12 protein-coding genes and 1 pseudogene are annotated in these 15,200 nt (G+C 50.4%); 9 read left to right on the top strand and 4 right to left on the bottom strand.

The window, feature by feature from the left end; all coding sequences use genetic code 11:
• The 3 genes from cyoA to OGY15_RS16685 all read right to left on the bottom strand — a co-directional run bounded on the left by cyoA (position 1) and on the right by OGY15_RS16685 (position 3,505).
• A complete protein-coding gene (cyoA, locus tag OGY15_RS16695; RefSeq protein WP_151218624.1) occupies positions 1-948 on the bottom strand; it encodes a cytochrome o ubiquinol oxidase subunit II in 948 nt (315 codons plus the stop codon).
• A 458-nt stretch (positions 949-1,406) separates the two neighbouring features.
• Positions 1,407-2,882: a muropeptide MFS transporter AmpG gene (gene ampG, locus OGY15_RS16690; protein WP_286540195.1), complete on the bottom strand. Its 1,476-nt coding sequence runs from the start codon at positions 2,880-2,882 to the stop codon at positions 1,407-1,409.
• 44 nt (positions 2,883-2,926) lie between these two features.
• Positions 2,927-3,505, bottom strand: a complete 579-nt coding sequence (locus tag OGY15_RS16685) for a lipoprotein (RefSeq protein WP_151218626.1) — start codon at positions 3,503-3,505, stop codon at positions 2,927-2,929.
• Between the two features lie 306 nt (positions 3,506-3,811).
• Between OGY15_RS16685 and bolA the strand changes: the two genes are divergently transcribed.
• The 9 genes and pseudogenes from bolA to fadM form a co-directional block, all read left to right on the top strand.
• On the top strand, positions 3,812-4,129 hold the full coding sequence (gene bolA, locus OGY15_RS16680; protein ID WP_003021619.1) for a transcriptional regulator BolA: 318 nt from the start codon (positions 3,812-3,814) through the stop codon (positions 4,127-4,129).
• A 344-nt stretch (positions 4,130-4,473) separates the two neighbouring features.
• Entirely contained in the window at positions 4,474-5,772 is a 1,299-nt protein-coding gene (tig, locus tag OGY15_RS16675; protein WP_003021622.1) for a trigger factor, read from the top strand.
• A gap of 247 nt (positions 5,773-6,019) precedes the next feature.
• On the top strand, positions 6,020-6,643 hold the full coding sequence (gene clpP, locus OGY15_RS16670) for an ATP-dependent Clp endopeptidase proteolytic subunit ClpP (protein ID WP_003021624.1): 624 nt from the start codon (positions 6,020-6,022) through the stop codon (positions 6,641-6,643).
• A gap of 126 nt (positions 6,644-6,769) precedes the next feature.
• Complete coding sequence (gene clpX, locus OGY15_RS16665) at positions 6,770-8,044, top strand: ATP-dependent protease ATP-binding subunit ClpX (protein WP_003831013.1); 1,275 nt, start codon at positions 6,770-6,772, stop codon at positions 8,042-8,044.
• Between the two features lie 184 nt (positions 8,045-8,228).
• Positions 8,229-10,583, top strand: coding sequence for an endopeptidase La (gene lon / locus OGY15_RS16660; protein ID WP_286540190.1), 2,355 nt, complete (start codon positions 8,229-8,231; stop codon positions 10,581-10,583).
• 190 nt (positions 10,584-10,773) lie between these two features.
• The gene (hupB, locus tag OGY15_RS16655; protein ID WP_219352570.1) at positions 10,774-11,064 is read left to right on the top strand and encodes a nucleoid-associated protein HU-beta; all 291 of its coding nucleotides are present in this window, start codon (positions 10,774-10,776) and stop codon (positions 11,062-11,064) included.
• Between the two features lie 267 nt (positions 11,065-11,331).
• Positions 11,332-13,206 (top strand): peptidylprolyl isomerase, encoded by a 1,875-nt coding sequence (gene ppiD / locus OGY15_RS16650; RefSeq protein WP_286540188.1) that lies wholly within the window; start codon positions 11,332-11,334, stop codon positions 13,204-13,206.
• A 146-nt stretch (positions 13,207-13,352) separates the two neighbouring features.
• Positions 13,353-13,727, top strand: coding sequence for a helix-hairpin-helix domain-containing protein (locus OGY15_RS16645; RefSeq protein ID WP_151218629.1), 375 nt, complete (start codon positions 13,353-13,355; stop codon positions 13,725-13,727).
• Between the two features lie 106 nt (positions 13,728-13,833).
• A pseudogene (fadM, locus tag OGY15_RS16640) lies at positions 13,834-13,977 on the top strand (long-chain acyl-CoA thioesterase FadM); the annotation flags it as partial.
• A 14-nt stretch (positions 13,978-13,991) separates the two neighbouring features.
• Here the strand turns inward: fadM and OGY15_RS16635 are convergent.
• On the bottom strand, positions 13,992-15,200 hold the full coding sequence (locus tag OGY15_RS16635; protein ID WP_286540185.1) for an IS4-like element ISVsa5 family transposase: 1,209 nt from the start codon (positions 15,198-15,200) through the stop codon (positions 13,992-13,994).

Genomic DNA, 15,200 nt, shown 5'->3' with positions numbered 1-15,200 from the left:
TTAGTGAGCGGATTCCGCGTGGCTCATGTCCATGCCTTCCATGCCTTCGTGTGCGTTGTGCTCACCTTCGGGTTGGGTCATGTCCATGCTCTTACCGTGAGCCATAAATTTGTTAATAACGTCTTTAAACAAATCAGGTTTCACGTTGGAGAAGTATTCCACCTGGTTGTATTCGCTTGGCACAGCCACTTTTTCGAACGCAGCCATGTCGCTCATGGTGTTCGGAGACTGTTTAGCTTTAGCAACCCATTGGTCGAATTCGGCGCGGTCCTTTGTTGCGATAGCCTTGAACTTCATACCGGAGAAGCCTGGTCCGCTATAGCTTGCGGAGATACCATCATAAGTACCGACTTCGTTGGCGATCAGATGCAGTCGAGTCTGCATACCGGCCATGGCATAAATCTGGCTACCCAGACGCGGGATAAAGAAGGAGTTCATCACGGAGTTAGATGTCACTTTGAACTCAACCGGAGTATTCGCCGGGAAGGCGATTTCATTCACGGTAGCGATACCCTGTTCCGGATAGATAAAGAACCATTTCCAGTCCATGGAAACCACTTCGATGGTAATGGGCTTCTCGTCATGCGCCAGCGGTTTGCTTGGCTCAAGAGCGTGAGTGGTTTTCCAGGTCAGTACGGCAAGGAAAATGATGATTAAGATCGGCACCGTCCAGACCACAGCTTCCACTTTATTGGAGTGTGACCAGTTCGGGCTGTACTTCGCATCTTTATTGCTTGCACGATACTTCCAGGCAAAACCAACAGCCATCAAGATGGCTGGAATAACGACAATCAACATCAGGCCAAATGCCGTCAGTATCAGTGAACGTTGTTCCAGTCCAATCTGTCCTTTAGGGTCAAGCAGCGCAGAATTACAGCCACTGAGTAACGCAGTGCCTGCAATTAATGACAACCATCCCAAACTTTTATTGTATTTCCTGAGTCTCATTTAACGACCTCAATTCCACGGGACCGGGTGGCGTTTAAAGTGTGAGGGCATTTTACGGGAAGGTTACATTACTGTAAACATCCTTGGATCTGTGTTACTGGGTTCTGCCATGCGTGTCACATATGTTACAATATATGTCGCTTTGACTTTAAGAACCTGTTGCAACATCACGTTATAACGAAAGCGGACAGGCGGAGGAGATGCTGAGGGTAATTGGTATAACCAATACGAAAATAAAACAATTAATTAACAATTAATTATCAATAAAAAGACAACTCAGGAACAAAAAATAAATCTGTAGTGGCTGAATCGAGTAAGGAAAATAGAATATATAAAAGGCGTCAATAATTTCCAAATTCTTTGGCGCACAAAATAACAAATATTATTTTTATCAATTGTTGTTTATTTAGCCGTTATAATTACGCAGGGTGATTACAACGGCTTATTAATACGGATTTTTACGCCAGACGGGTTTTGCGCAGAGCCAGATAATCCAGCAATCCGCCAAAAATGACCCCGCAGACGGCGACCGTCACTGAGACTTCAAGCAGTTCCGGCAGGAAGGAGAAGTGAGTGTAATCGAGGGCGTTCATCGTCAGCAGTAGCAGCCAGACTGCCAGCAAACAGCAACCCACTACCAGCGTCATTAATGCCAGACCGTACGCTCCACGAAATTCCGTGCGTGGAAGAAAGCTTTCATTTTGCCAACTATGCTCCAGGGTCTGACGACAAACCAGCAACAGTATGAGACCAGGGATCGCGGCAAACACCGAGAACAGATAAAACGTCGGCCATCCGTGCGCTTCGACAAACCAACCCGCTACCGGGCCAACATAAACGCGACCAACGGCTGAAAGCGCGGAGAGCAGGGCGAACTGGGTCGCTGAGAAAGACTTATTGCACAGCGTCATTAATAAAGCGACAAACGCTGCCGTGCCCATTCCGCCACACAGGTTTTCAAAGAAGACGGCGGCCGCCATACTGAACATGTGTTTGTCAGTGATGGACAATAGCCAGTAGCCTGCATTTGACGCCCCTTGCAGAATGCCAAATATCAGCAATGCGCGGAACAGCGAAAGACGCTGCATCAGGATCCCACCGTACAATGCACCAACGATGGTTGCCAGAAGCCCGAGCGTTTTATTCACCATGCCGACTTCACCCGCATCAAATCCGACGCCGCGGATTAAAAAGGTGGTGGTCAGACTCATGGCGAAGGCATCCCCAAGCTTATACAACACAATAAGCAGCAGGATAAGCCAGGCGTTGTTACGACCAAAGAAGTCGCGCAACGGAGCCGCCACTGCCTGCTCCAGCGTTTTGGGCACCGGAATGGCATCAGTCGGTTCGGGTGCTAACAATGTGGCAATGATGCAAGGTATCAGCAGCGCCGCCATCAGCCAGTACATGCCTTGCCAGCCCAGCCAGCGATCGGCCATCCACAGAGCCAGCCCACCGGAAACCAGCATCCCTAAACGATAGCCCAACACGCTGATTGCTGCGCCAGTGCCACGTTCTTCGGCAGGTAACACGTCGGTTTTCCAGGCGTCGAAGACGATATCCTGCGATGCTGAACAAAACGCGATCACCACGGCCAGTGCGGCCATCCAGCGCAGTTGTGTGCCGGGCTCAAGAAAGCCCATCGCGGCGATAGAAATGAGTAACAGCACCTGGGTTGCCAGCAGCCAACCGCGGCGTCGACCTAAAAATGGCGGCGTGTAGCGGTCCATAAGCGGGGACCAGAGGAACTTAAACACGTAGGCCTGGCCGACCAGAGAAAAGAAACCAATGGTTTTAAGATCGATATTCTCAACCGTCATCCATGCCTGAAGCGTACCTGAGGTCAGTGCGAGCGGTAAACCGGAAGCAAACCCCAGAATGAGCAGGATAGCTGAACGTGGTTGCTGAAAAATACGTAAGTAATGACTGGACATGGGCTTCTATAGGCCCGACGAACGCCGGGCCATATGGGCAGAAATTAACGCGCGTTCTGCTTGATGAAATCGTGAACGCTGGTGTCCTGAGACATATCAGCGATGGTGTCGGTCAGCACGCTGTTAACGGCGTCAGCGATATTTTTGTTAGAGGCCTGCAGAGCACCTTCAACAGAATAGCTTGCTCGGTAATTTTTGGTCATCTTGTTGCCGTTAGCCGCGGTCGCAATGATGGCGATATCTGCTTTGGTGGCGATGTTATAACGCACGCTACCCTGAGATACGTCAGCGTATAGCTGGCTAACAATGATTTGCAGGTTTACAGCACCGTTCGGCCCAATCATATAGCCGCGTGCGGTCATCTGTTTTTCCAGCACTTCTTGCAGCAGGAAACGCAGATCGCGGGACGCGGTCAGGGTAACCAGCTGGTTGTCGCGGGTGACTTTTGCCAGCGCTTGATCCTGACGCTGGTCGGCACCGTTGATGCTAACGGTCACGCCCATCAGGCTTGGGTCCTGCTGCGGCAGCGTAATCTTCGGGGAGACTTCAATAGTGGTTGGCGGCGTTGCGCATCCAGCTAACATGAACAGCGCGACTAACGGGAAGAGGATTTTTTTAAACATGCCAGGGCTCTCAGCGAATCTAAATTGTATGGTTGGAGAAAATTCCCGCCATCATAACATCGCCAACGATGAGGGGAAGTGGGTAACGCATGTAAATTCATTGTGTTGTCCGTTTTATGACTTTCTAAAGACCATAAACGGGATTTTTGCAATAAATCGAAGTGAGGATTCAGTGAACTTCATCCGTTTGGCTGAGAAAATCAGACAAGCGCTAATTTTTTGTTGCTAAGGTGTAATGAAAACGGTAAAAGCGGCTAGTATTTAAAGGGATGGGTGACATCTCAGCGTTGTCGGAGGAAAAATTTCATGATGATTCGTGAGCAAATAGAAGAAAAATTAAGGGCAGCGTTCGAACCCGTATTCCTCGAAGTTGTGGATGAAAGCTATCGTCACAATGTCCCGGCCGGTTCTGAAAGCCACTTTAAGGTTGTGCTGGTTAGCGATCGCTTTACAGGTGAACGTTTTCTTAATCGTCATCGGATGATTTACAGCACGTTAACGGCGGAGCTTTCCACAACCGTTCATGCCCTTGCCCTGCATACCTACACCATTAAGGAGTGGGAAGCGTTGCAGGATACGATCTTTGCATCGCCTCCGTGTCGTGGGGCGGGAAGCATCGCGTAAAAACGGATTTGCAACAACCGACGCTTTTCCAGTATGTTGCTACAGATTATGTGAAAACGGCCTGCGGGCCGTTTTGTTTTGTCTGAATTCTGGGAGTGTCGTACAGTATTCAGACAAAAATTAGCCGGGAATTGTGAAAAAAGCCGCAGCAACGCGCGATAACCGTTCTCGACTCATAAAAGTGATGCCGCTATAATGCGCGTCTTATTTTTCGGAATGTCTTCGGGATGATTCTGACGACAGGGAATGTGATTGATTATGAGAACATCCCAGTTCCGCGAAGCCAACAACCTGTGCTTGCGGAGAAGAGTTGACCGAGCACTGTGATTTTTTGAGGTAACAAGATGCAAGTTTCAGTTGAAACCACTCAAGGCCTTGGCCGCCGTGTAACGATTACTATCGCTGCTGACAGCATCGAGACCGCTGTGAAAAGCGAGCTGGTCAACGTAGCGAAGAAAGTGCGTATTGACGGTTTCCGCAAAGGAAAAGTACCGATGAATGTTGTTGCTCAGCGTTATGGCGCGTCTGTTCGCCAGGACGTTCTGGGCGACCTGATGAGCCGCAACTTCGTTGACGCGATCATCAAAGAAAAAATCAATCCGGCTGGCGCACCGAACTACGTTCCGGGTGAATACAAGCTGGGTGAAGATTTTACTTACGCGGTAGAGTTCGAAGTTTACCCGGAAGTTGAGCTGACTGGCCTGGAAGCAATCGAAGTTGAAAAACCGGTTGTTGAAGTTACTGACGCTGACGTTGACGTGATGCTGGATACCCTGCGTAAGCAGCAGGCAACCTGGAAAGACAAAGACGGCGCTGCTGATGCAGAAGATCGTGTAACCATCGACTTCACCGGCTCTGTAGACGGCGAAGAGTTCGAAGGCGGCAAAGCGTCTGACTTCGTTCTGGCGATGGGCCAGGGTCGTATGATCCCAGGTTTCGAAGAAGGCGTTAAAGGCCACAAAGCTGGCGAAGAGTTCACTATCGACGTGACCTTCCCGGAAGAGTACCACGCTGAAAACCTGAAAGGTAAAGCCGCTAAGTTCGTTATCAACCTGAAGAAAGTTGAAGAACGTGAACTGCCGGAACTGACTGAAGAATTCATCAAACGTTTCGGCGTTGAAGATGGTTCCGTCGCGGGTCTGCGCGCTGAAGTACGTAAAAACATGGAGCGCGAGCTGAAAGGCGCAGTGCGTAACCGCGTTAAGTCTCAGGCGATCGAAGGTCTGGTAAAAGCTAACGACATCGACGTTCCGGCTGCGCTGATCGACAGCGAAATCGACGTTCTGCGTCGTCAGGCTGCACAGCGTTTTGGCGGTAACGAGAAACAAGCGCTGGAACTGCCGCGTGAACTGTTCGAAGAACAGGCTAAGCGTCGTGTAGTTGTTGGTCTGCTGCTGGGCGAAGTGATTCGCACCAACGAGCTGAAAGCTGACGAAGATCGCGTTAAAGGCCTGATCGAAGAGATGGCTTCTGCTTACGAAGATCCGAAAGAAGTTGTTGAGTTCTACAGCAAAAATAAAGAGCTGATGGACAACATGCGTAACGTCGCTCTGGAAGAGCAGGCTGTTGAAGCCGTTCTGGCGAAAGCGAAAGTGACTGAAAAAGCCACTTCCTTCAACGAACTGATGAACCAGCAGGCGTAATTCGTCGCTTTTTTAGCACGAATTTCCTACGCAAGCCCGTCACCTTTTGGTGGCGGGTTTTTTTTTGTCACGCATTTTGCATGGGAAGAGTGCGAAAACAGCGTTTCAGTGTTAGCGTTACAACAAAAGATTGTTATGCTTGAATTATGGCGATGTCGTACCCATTACTGAGGGACTAGCTGATAATCCGTCCATAAGGTTACAATCAGCACAGCAGGTTTTTTCAAATTTTATCCAGGAGACGGAAATGTCATACAGCGGCGAACGAGATAACTTTGCACCCCATATGGCGCTGGTGCCGATGGTCATTGAACAGACCTCACGTGGTGAGCGCTCTTTTGATATCTATTCTCGTCTACTTAAGGAACGCGTCATTTTTCTGACCGGCCAGGTCGAAGACCATATGGCTAACCTGATCGTGGCGCAGATGCTGTTCCTGGAAGCAGAAAACCCAGAAAAAGATATCTACCTGTACATCAACTCCCCTGGTGGGGTGATCACTGCCGGGATGTCTATCTATGACACCATGCAGTTTATTAAGCCGGACGTCAGCACCATTTGTATGGGCCAGGCGGCCTCAATGGGCGCGTTCCTGCTGACCGCCGGGGCGAAGGGTAAACGTTTTTGCCTGCCTAACTCTCGCGTCATGATCCACCAACCTCTGGGCGGTTACCAGGGCCAGGCAACGGATATTGAAATTCATGCCCGTGAAATCCTGAAGGTAAAAGGGCGCATGAACGAACTTATGGCGCATCATACGGGTCAATCTCTTGAGCAGATTGAACGTGATACCGAGCGCGATCGCTTCCTCTCTGCTTCTGAAGCGGTAGAGTACGGTCTGGTCGACTCGATTTTGACCCATCGTAATTAATGCCCAGCGCGCATGTGTGCCGCTATAATTACCTGGAGCGGCACAACGCTGACTAGCGTCTTGCGCCTGAGAATGGCATTTGCGTCGTCGTGTGCGGCACAAAGAACAAAGAAGAGGTTTTGACCCATGACAGATAAACGCAAAGATGGCTCGGGCAAATTGTTGTACTGCTCTTTTTGCGGCAAAAGCCAGCATGAAGTGCGTAAGCTGATTGCCGGACCATCCGTGTATATCTGCGACGAATGTGTTGATTTATGTAACGACATCATTCGCGAAGAGATTAAGGAAGTAGCACCGCACCGTGAACGCAGTGCGCTGCCGACGCCACATGAAATTCGCAACCATCTGGACGATTATGTTATCGGCCAGGAGCAGGCGAAGAAAGTGCTGGCGGTCGCGGTATACAACCATTACAAACGTCTGCGCAACGGCGACACCAGCAATGGCGTCGAGTTGGGCAAAAGTAACATCCTGCTGATTGGCCCAACGGGTTCCGGTAAAACGCTACTGGCTGAAACGCTGGCGCGCCTGCTGGACGTTCCGTTCACCATGGCTGATGCCACCACGCTGACCGAAGCCGGTTATGTGGGTGAAGATGTTGAAAACATTATTCAGAAGCTGCTGCAGAAGTGCGATTACGACGTGCAGAAAGCACAGCGCGGGATTGTCTATATCGATGAAATCGACAAGATCTCTCGTAAGTCTGACAACCCATCTATTACCCGTGACGTTTCTGGCGAAGGCGTTCAGCAGGCGCTGTTGAAACTGATTGAAGGTACGGTTGCCGCCGTTCCGCCGCAGGGGGGGCGTAAACATCCTCAGCAGGAATTCCTGCAGGTTGATACCTCCAAGATCCTGTTTATTTGCGGTGGGGCATTTGCCGGTCTGGATAAAGTCATTGCTAATCGTGTTGAAACCGGCTCCGGCATTGGTTTTGGCGCAACGGTAAAAGCGCAGTCTGACAAAGCCAGCGAAGGTGAACTGCTGTCGCAGGTGGAACCGGAAGATCTGATCAAATTTGGTCTGATCCCTGAGTTCATCGGTCGTCTGCCGGTTGTGGCAACGCTGAGCGAACTGAGCGAAGAAGCGCTGATCCAGATCCTCAAAGAGCCGAAAAATGCCCTGACCAAGCAGTATCAGGCGCTGTTCAATCTTGAAGGTGTTGATCTGGAATTCCGTGAGGAAGCGCTGGATGCGATCGCCAAGAAAGCGATGGCGCGTAAAACCGGTGCGCGTGGTTTGCGTTCTATCGTCGAAGCTGCGTTGCTCGACACCATGTACGATCTGCCTTCTATGGAAGACGTCGAAAAAGTGGTGATCGATGAGTCGGTGATTGGCGGCCAGAGCAAGCCATTGCTGATTTACGGTAAGCCGGAAGCACAGCAGGCATCTGGCGAATAATTCATCAATTCATACAGACATTTAATTTAAAAGGGGGGATTTTATCTCCCCTTTTATTTTTCCGTAAACATGGCGTTGAATGTGTGGGAAACATCCCCATATACTGACATACATGTTAAAGGTGGTGTGGAGCACAGTCGTACCACCTGATTACCTGGCGGAAACTAAACTAAGAGAGAGCTCTATGAATCCTGAGCGTTCTGAACGCATTGAAATCCCCGTATTGCCGTTGCGCGATGTGGTGGTTTATCCGCACATGGTCATACCCTTATTTGTAGGGCGGGAAAAATCTATCCGTTGTCTGGAAGCGGCTATGGACCATGATAAAAAAATCATGCTGGTCGCGCAGAAAGAAGCGTCAACGGATGAGCCGGGTGTAAACGATCTTTTCACCGTCGGGACCGTGGCCTCTATTTTGCAGATGCTGAAACTGCCTGATGGCACCGTAAAAGTGCTGGTCGAGGGGTTACAGCGCGCGCGTATTTCAGCGCTGTCTGACAACGGCGAGCACTTCTCTGCGAAAGCGGAGTACCTTGACTCGCCTGCTATTGATGAGCGCGAACAGGAAGTGCTGGTACGTACTGCTATCAGCCAGTTCGAAGGCTATATCAAGCTGAATAAGAAAATCCCACCAGAAGTGCTGACGTCGCTGAACAGCATTGACGATCCTGCGCGTCTGGCGGACACCATCGCAGCGCACATGCCGCTGAAGTTGGCTGACAAACAGTCCGTGCTGGAGATGTCCGACGTTAACGAACGTCTGGAATATCTGATGGCGATGATGGAGTCTGAAATCGATCTGCTGCAAGTTGAGAAGCGCATTCGCAACCGCGTGAAAAAGCAGATGGAAAAATCCCAGCGTGAGTACTATCTGAATGAGCAAATGAAAGCGATTCAGAAAGAGCTCGGCGAGATGGACGACGCGCCGGACGAAAACGAAGCGCTGAAGCGTAAGATCGACGCGGCGAAAATGCCGAAAGAGGCAAAAGAGAAAGCGGAAGCAGAACTGCAGAAGCTGAAAATGATGTCTCCGATGTCGGCGGAAGCGACCGTGGTGCGTGGTTACATCGACTGGATGGTACAGGTGCCGTGGAATGCGCGTAGTAAGGTCAAAAAAGACCTGCGTCAGGCGCAGGAAATCCTCGATACCGACCATTACGGTCTGGAACGCGTCAAAGACCGTATCCTTGAGTATCTCGCGGTACAAAGCCGTGTAAACAAAATCAAAGGCCCAATTCTGTGTCTGGTAGGACCGCCGGGGGTGGGTAAAACCTCTCTGGGACAGTCCATTGCTAAAGCTACTGGGCGTAAATACATCCGTATGGCCCTGGGCGGCGTGCGTGACGAGGCTGAAATTCGTGGTCACCGCCGGACCTACATCGGTTCAATGCCGGGTAAACTGATCCAGAAAATGGCCAAAGTAGGCGTGAAAAACCCGCTGTTCCTGCTTGATGAGATCGACAAAATGTCTTCTGACATGCGTGGCGATCCGGCTTCCGCACTGCTTGAGGTGCTGGATCCAGAGCAGAACGTGGCGTTCAGCGATCACTATCTGGAAGTGGACTACGATCTCAGCGACGTGATGTTTGTTGCGACCTCTAACTCCATGAATATTCCGGCCCCGTTGCTGGATCGTATGGAAGTGATCCGTCTGTCTGGATATACCGAAGACGAGAAGCTGAACATTGCTAAACGTCACCTGTTGCCGAAACAGATTGAGCGTAACGCGCTGAAAAAAGGTGAACTGACGGTCGACGATAGCGCCATTGTAGGCATTATTCGTTACTACACCCGTGAAGCGGGCGTGCGTAGTCTGGAGCGCGAAATCTCCAAACTGTGCCGCAAAGCGGTGAAACAGCTGCTGCTTGATAAGTTACTGAAACATATTGAGATCAACGGCGACAACCTGCACGACTACCTGGGCGTACAGCGCTTTGACTATGGCCGTGCGGACAACGAAAACCGCGTGGGCCAGGTGACCGGTCTGGCGTGGACGGAAGTGGGCGGCGATCTGCTGACCATCGAAACCGCCTGCGTACCGGGTAAAGGTAAGCTGACCTACACCGGTTCGCTGGGTGAAGTCATGCAGGAATCCATTCAGGCTGCGCTGACTGTGGTGCGTGCGCGTGCGGAAAAACTGGGTATTAATCCGGATTTTTACGAAAAACGCGACATCCACGTTCACGTTCCAGAAGGGGCGACGCCGAAAGATGGTCCAAGTGCGGGTATCGCCATGTGTACCGCGTTGGTTTCTTGCCTGACCGGTAACCCGGTCCGCGCCGACGTGGCGATGACCGGCGAGATCACCCTGCGTGGCCAGGTTCTGCCGATCGGTGGTTTGAAAGAAAAACTGCTGGCGGCACACCGTGGTGGTATTAAAACGGTCTTAATTCCAGACGAAAACAAACGTGACCTGGAAGAGATTCCGGACAACGTGATTGCCGATCTGGACATCCATCCGGTGAAACGCATTGAGGAAGTACTGACTCTCGCGTTGCAAAATGAACCCTCCGGAATGCAGGTTGTGACCGCAAAATAGTGACCTCGCGCAAAGAGCACTAATAAAAACTGGGCTGGCAGGCCATTTCGGACTTGCCAGCCTTTTTTTGTATAGCTAATTTAGATGACGGATTGGGCTTGCCATCATTAACGGGTGTTGTAAGGGCATGGCAGGCCTGATATAACTGCTGCGCGTTCGCACTTTGAAGGATTCATGTGCGATATAAATTATAAAGAGGAAGAGAAGAGTGAATAAATCTCAACTGATCGACAAAATTGCTGCAGGGGCTGATATCTCTAAAGCTGCGGCTGGACGTGCGTTAGATGCAATTATTGCTTCTGTTACCGAATCTCTGAAAGAAGGTGATGACGTAGCGCTGGTAGGTTTTGGTACTTTTGCCGTTAAAGAGCGTGCTGCCCGTACTGGTCGCAACCCGCAAACAGGTAAAGAGATCACCATTGCCGCGGCTAAAGTACCGGGCTTCCGTGCAGGTAAAGCACTGAAAGACGCGGTAAACTAAGTGATTTCCCCTTTGGGGATGTGACGAAGTACAAGGGCGCATCGACTGATGTGCCTTTTTTATTTGTAATTCCGGTACTTTCTACGTGTTGTGGGCTGACAATTACCCCTGTTTCTTGTCACAATAGGCCTTTGTGCGCAGCGTTCAGGAAACGCTATGCTGCGTGAAGCATATATACTCAAAATCCTTGCCGCCGTTGTTGTGTCAACGCGCAGGCGGCTTGAGAGATAACGCGTATAGTCATCTACAGCGGAGTGTGGTTACACCATGATGGACAGCTTACGCACGGCTGCTAACAGTCTCGTGCTCAAGATTATTTTCGGTATCATTATCGTGTCGTTCATTTTGACCGGCGTGAGTGGTTACCTGATTGGCGGGGGCAATAACTTCGCCGCCAAAGTGAATGGCCAGGAGATCAGCCGCGGGCAGTTCGAGAATGCGTTCAACAGTGAACGTAACCGCATGCAGCAACAGCTGGGCGATCAATACTCCGAGCTGGCCGCGAACGAAGGCTACATGAAAACGCTGCGTCAGCAGGTGCTGAATCGTCTTGTTGACGAAGCGCTGCTGGATCAGTATTCCCGCGAGCTTAAGCTCAATATCAGCGACGATCAGATTAAGCAGGCTATTTTTGCCACGCCTGCTTTTCAGGTCGATGGCAAATTTGATAACAACCGCTACAACGCGATTGTTAATCAGATGGGCATGACCGCGGATCAGTATGCACAGGCATTACGTAATCAGCTTACTACCCAGCAGCTGATTAACGGCGTTGCCGGTACGGACTTTATGCTCAAAGGTGAAACGGATGAGCTGGCAGCGCTGGTTGCACAGCAGCGTATCGTGCGCGAGGCGACAATTGACGTTAACGCTCTGGCCGCGAAGCAGTCTGTAACCGAGCAGGAAGTTGCCAGCTACTACGAGCAGAATAAAAATAACTTTATGACGCCGGAACAGTTCCGTGTGAGCTACATCAAGCTGGATGCTGCAGCAATGCAGGAGACGGCCAGCGATGCTGATATTCAGTCTTACTATGACCAGCATCAGGACCAGTTCACGCAGCCGCAGCGTAACCGCTACAGCATCATTCAGACCAAAACGGAAGATGAAGCCAAAGCGGTACTGGACGCGCTGAACAAAGGTGGTGATTTCGCTGCGCTGGCAAAAGAAAAATCTGCTGACATCATCTCTGCGCGCAAAGGCGGGGACATGGGATGGCTGGAAGATTCCACCACCCCGGACGAGCTGAAGAGTGCCGGTCTGAAAGAAAAAGGTCAGCTGTCTGGCGTGATTAAGTCTTCCGTTGGTTTCCTCGTTGCGCGTCTTGATGACGTACAGCCTGCGAAGGTTAAACCGCTGAGCGAAGCCCGTGACGACATTGCGGCGAAAGTGAAGCAGGAAAAAGCGCTGGATGCTTACTATGCGCTGCAGCAGAAAGTGAGCGATGCCGCCAGCAACGACAATGAATCCCTGGCTGGCGCGGAGCAGGCTGCGGGCGTGAAAGCGGTTGAAACGGGCTGGTTTAGCCGTGACAGCCTGCCGGAAGAGCTGAATTTCAAACCTGTTTCAGACATCATTTTCAATGGCGGTCTGGTTGGCGAGAACGGAACGCCTGGCAGCAACTCTGACATCATCACCGTGGATGGCGATCGCGCATTTGTCCTGCGTATTGCAGAGCACAAAGCCGAAGCCGTTAAGCCGCTGGCGGAAGTGAAAGAGCAGGTAACTGCGCTTGTTAAGCACAATAAAGCAGTGCAACAGGCGAAGCTGGATGCTGATAAACTGCTGGTGGATCTGAAGGCCGGTAAAGGCGATGAAGCCATGAAAGCGGCGGGTCTGAGCTTTGGTGAAGCGAAAACCCTGAGCCGTACTGGTCAGGATCCGCTGAGCCAGGCTGCGTTTAGTCTGCCTCTGCCGACGAAGGATAAACCGAGCTACGGCGTGGCAAACGACATGCAGGGCAACGTTGTTCTGCTGGCGCTGGACGAGGTGAAAGCCGGTTCTATGCCTGAAGCGCAGAAGAAAGCGATGGTACAGGGGATTACCCAGAACAACGCGCAGATTGTCTTCGAAGCGCTAATGAGCAACCTGCGCAAAGCGGCAAAAATTAAAATCGGTGATGCGCTGGATCAGCAGCAATAACCGAGGCTGCTCGCAAAAAATTGCAAAAAGTTGTATCCCCCAAAGGCCGCTTTCGCGGCCTTTTCCAATTCTGATATTTGCTGTTTGTCTGCCGTACTGCACCTCGCTATCGTGATTCCACTGTTAACAAACAAGGAGAAAACAGTATGAAACATGGAATCAAAGCTCTGCTTATCACCCTTTCATTGACCTGTGCTGGCATGGCTCAAAGCGCACTGGCTGCAGAGCCTGTCGCCAAAAGTCAGGCGGTACAAACTAAAGCGGAGACCTCAGGGGCGGCACAAAGCAAAGCCACACTGCCGACTAAGGCAAGCGACGATGAAGGCACCAGGGTAAGCATCAACAGCGCTTCCGCGGAGGATTTAGCGCGAGTCATGAACGGTGTCGGCCTGAAGAAAGCACAGGCGATTGTGAGCTATCGTGAGGAGTACGGGCCGTTTAAAACGGTGGAGGACTTAAAGCAGGTACCGGGTATGGGCAGTTCGCTGGTGGAGCGTAACCTGGCAGTTTTAACACTTTAATAACTTGCACAGCGCTGAAAATTTGCCAGACTATAGAGGTCATACCAGTTATGACCTCTCTACCCTAAAGTATGTTCTTATAAAAACAACCTAAGGTTTCTGCGCTATGCAAACACAAATCAAAGTCCGTGGTTTTCATCTTGATGTCTATCAGCACGTCAACAACGCCCGCTATCTCGAGTTTTTGGAAGAAGCCCGCTGGGATGGTCTGGAAAACAGCGACAGCTTTCAATGGATGACTGCGCACAATACTGAGAGATCCCCTCATAATTTCCCCAAAACGTAACCATGTGTGAATAGATTTTGAGTAAGCAGGGTTGCAGCCACGAGTGAGTCTTCCCTTGTTATTGTGTAGCCAGAATGCCGCAAAACTTCCATGCCTAAGCGAACTGTTGAGAGTACGTTTCGATTTCTGACTGTGTTAGCCTGGAAGTGCTTGTCCCAACCTTGTTTCTGAGCATGAACGCCCGCAAGCCAACATGTTAGTTGAAGCATCAGGGCGATTAGCAGCATGATATCAAAACGCTCTGAGCTGCTCGTTCGGCTATGGCGTAGGCCTAGTCCGTAGGCAGGACTTTTCAAGTCTCGGAAGGTTTCTTCAATCTGCATTCGCTTCGAATAGATATTAACAAGTTGTTTGGGTGTTCGAATTTCAACAGGTAAGTTAGTTGCTAGAATCCATGGCTCCTTTGCCGACACTGAGTAGATTTTAGGTGACGGGTGGTGACAATGAGTCCGTGTCGAGCGCTGATTTTTTCGGCCTTTAGAGCGAGATTTATACAATAGAATTTGGCATGAGATTGGATTGCTTTTAGTCAGCCTCTTATAGCCTAAAGTCTTTGAGTGACTAGATGACATATCATGTAAGTTGCTGATAGGTTTCCAGTTTTCCGCTCCTAGGTCTGCATATTGTACTTTTCCTCTTACTCGACTTAACCAGTACCAACCCAGCTTCTCAACGGATTTATACCATGGCACTTTAAAGCCAGCATCACTGACAATGAGCGGTGTGGTGTTACTCGGTAGAATGCTCGCAAGGTCGGCTAGAAATTGGTCATGAGCTTTCTTTGAACATTGCTCTGAAAGCGGGAACGCTTTCTCATAAAGAGTAACAGAACGACCGTGTAGTGCGACTGAAGCTCGCAATACCATAAGCCGTTTTTGCTCACGGATATCAGACCAGTCAACAAGTACAATGGGCATCGTATTGCCCGAACAGATAAAGCTAGCATGCCAACGGTATACAGCGAGTCGCTCTTTGTGGAGGTGACGATTACCTAACAATCGGTCGATTCGTTTGATGTTATGTTTTGTTCTCGCTTTGGTTGGCAGGTTACGGCCAAGTTCGGTAAGAGTGAGAGTTTTACAGTCAAGTAAGGCGTGGCAAGCCAACGTTAAGCTGTTGAGTCGTTTTAAGTGTAATTCGGGGCAGAATTGGTAAAGAGAGTCGTGTAAAATATCGAGTTCGCACAT

Origin of the sequence: Citrobacter sp. Cu231 (assembly GCF_030332265.1) — a bacterium.
GTDB classification, from domain to species: domain Bacteria; phylum Pseudomonadota; class Gammaproteobacteria; order Enterobacterales; family Enterobacteriaceae; genus Citrobacter; species Citrobacter meridianamericanus.
This window is presented reverse-complemented; position numbering and strand designations above follow the sequence as displayed.

What these genes read in the sequence shown, in the direction of transcription:
- cyoA (WP_151218624.1), bottom strand. Translation starts at nt 948, where the DNA reads ATGAGACTCAGGAAATACAATAAAAGTTTGGGATGGTTGTCATTAATT.
- ampG (WP_286540195.1), bottom strand. Translation starts at nt 2,882, where the DNA reads ATGTCCAGTCATTACTTACGTATTTTTCAGCAACCACGTTCAGCTATC.
- OGY15_RS16685 (WP_151218626.1), bottom strand. Translation starts at nt 3,505, where the DNA reads ATGTTTAAAAAAATCCTCTTCCCGTTAGTCGCGCTGTTCATGTTAGCT.
- bolA (WP_003021619.1), top strand. Translation starts at nt 3,812, where the DNA reads ATGATGATTCGTGAGCAAATAGAAGAAAAATTAAGGGCAGCGTTCGAA.
- tig (WP_003021622.1), top strand. Translation starts at nt 4,474, where the DNA reads ATGCAAGTTTCAGTTGAAACCACTCAAGGCCTTGGCCGCCGTGTAACG.
- clpP (WP_003021624.1), top strand. Translation starts at nt 6,020, where the DNA reads ATGTCATACAGCGGCGAACGAGATAACTTTGCACCCCATATGGCGCTG.
- clpX (WP_003831013.1), top strand. Translation starts at nt 6,770, where the DNA reads ATGACAGATAAACGCAAAGATGGCTCGGGCAAATTGTTGTACTGCTCT.
- lon (WP_286540190.1), top strand. Translation starts at nt 8,229, where the DNA reads ATGAATCCTGAGCGTTCTGAACGCATTGAAATCCCCGTATTGCCGTTG.
- ppiD (WP_286540188.1), top strand. Translation starts at nt 11,332, where the DNA reads ATGATGGACAGCTTACGCACGGCTGCTAACAGTCTCGTGCTCAAGATT.
- OGY15_RS16645 (WP_151218629.1), top strand. Translation starts at nt 13,353, where the DNA reads ATGAAACATGGAATCAAAGCTCTGCTTATCACCCTTTCATTGACCTGT.
- OGY15_RS16635 (WP_286540185.1), bottom strand. Translation starts at nt 15,200, where the DNA reads ATGTGCGAACTCGATATTTTACACGACTCTCTTTACCAATTCTGCCCC.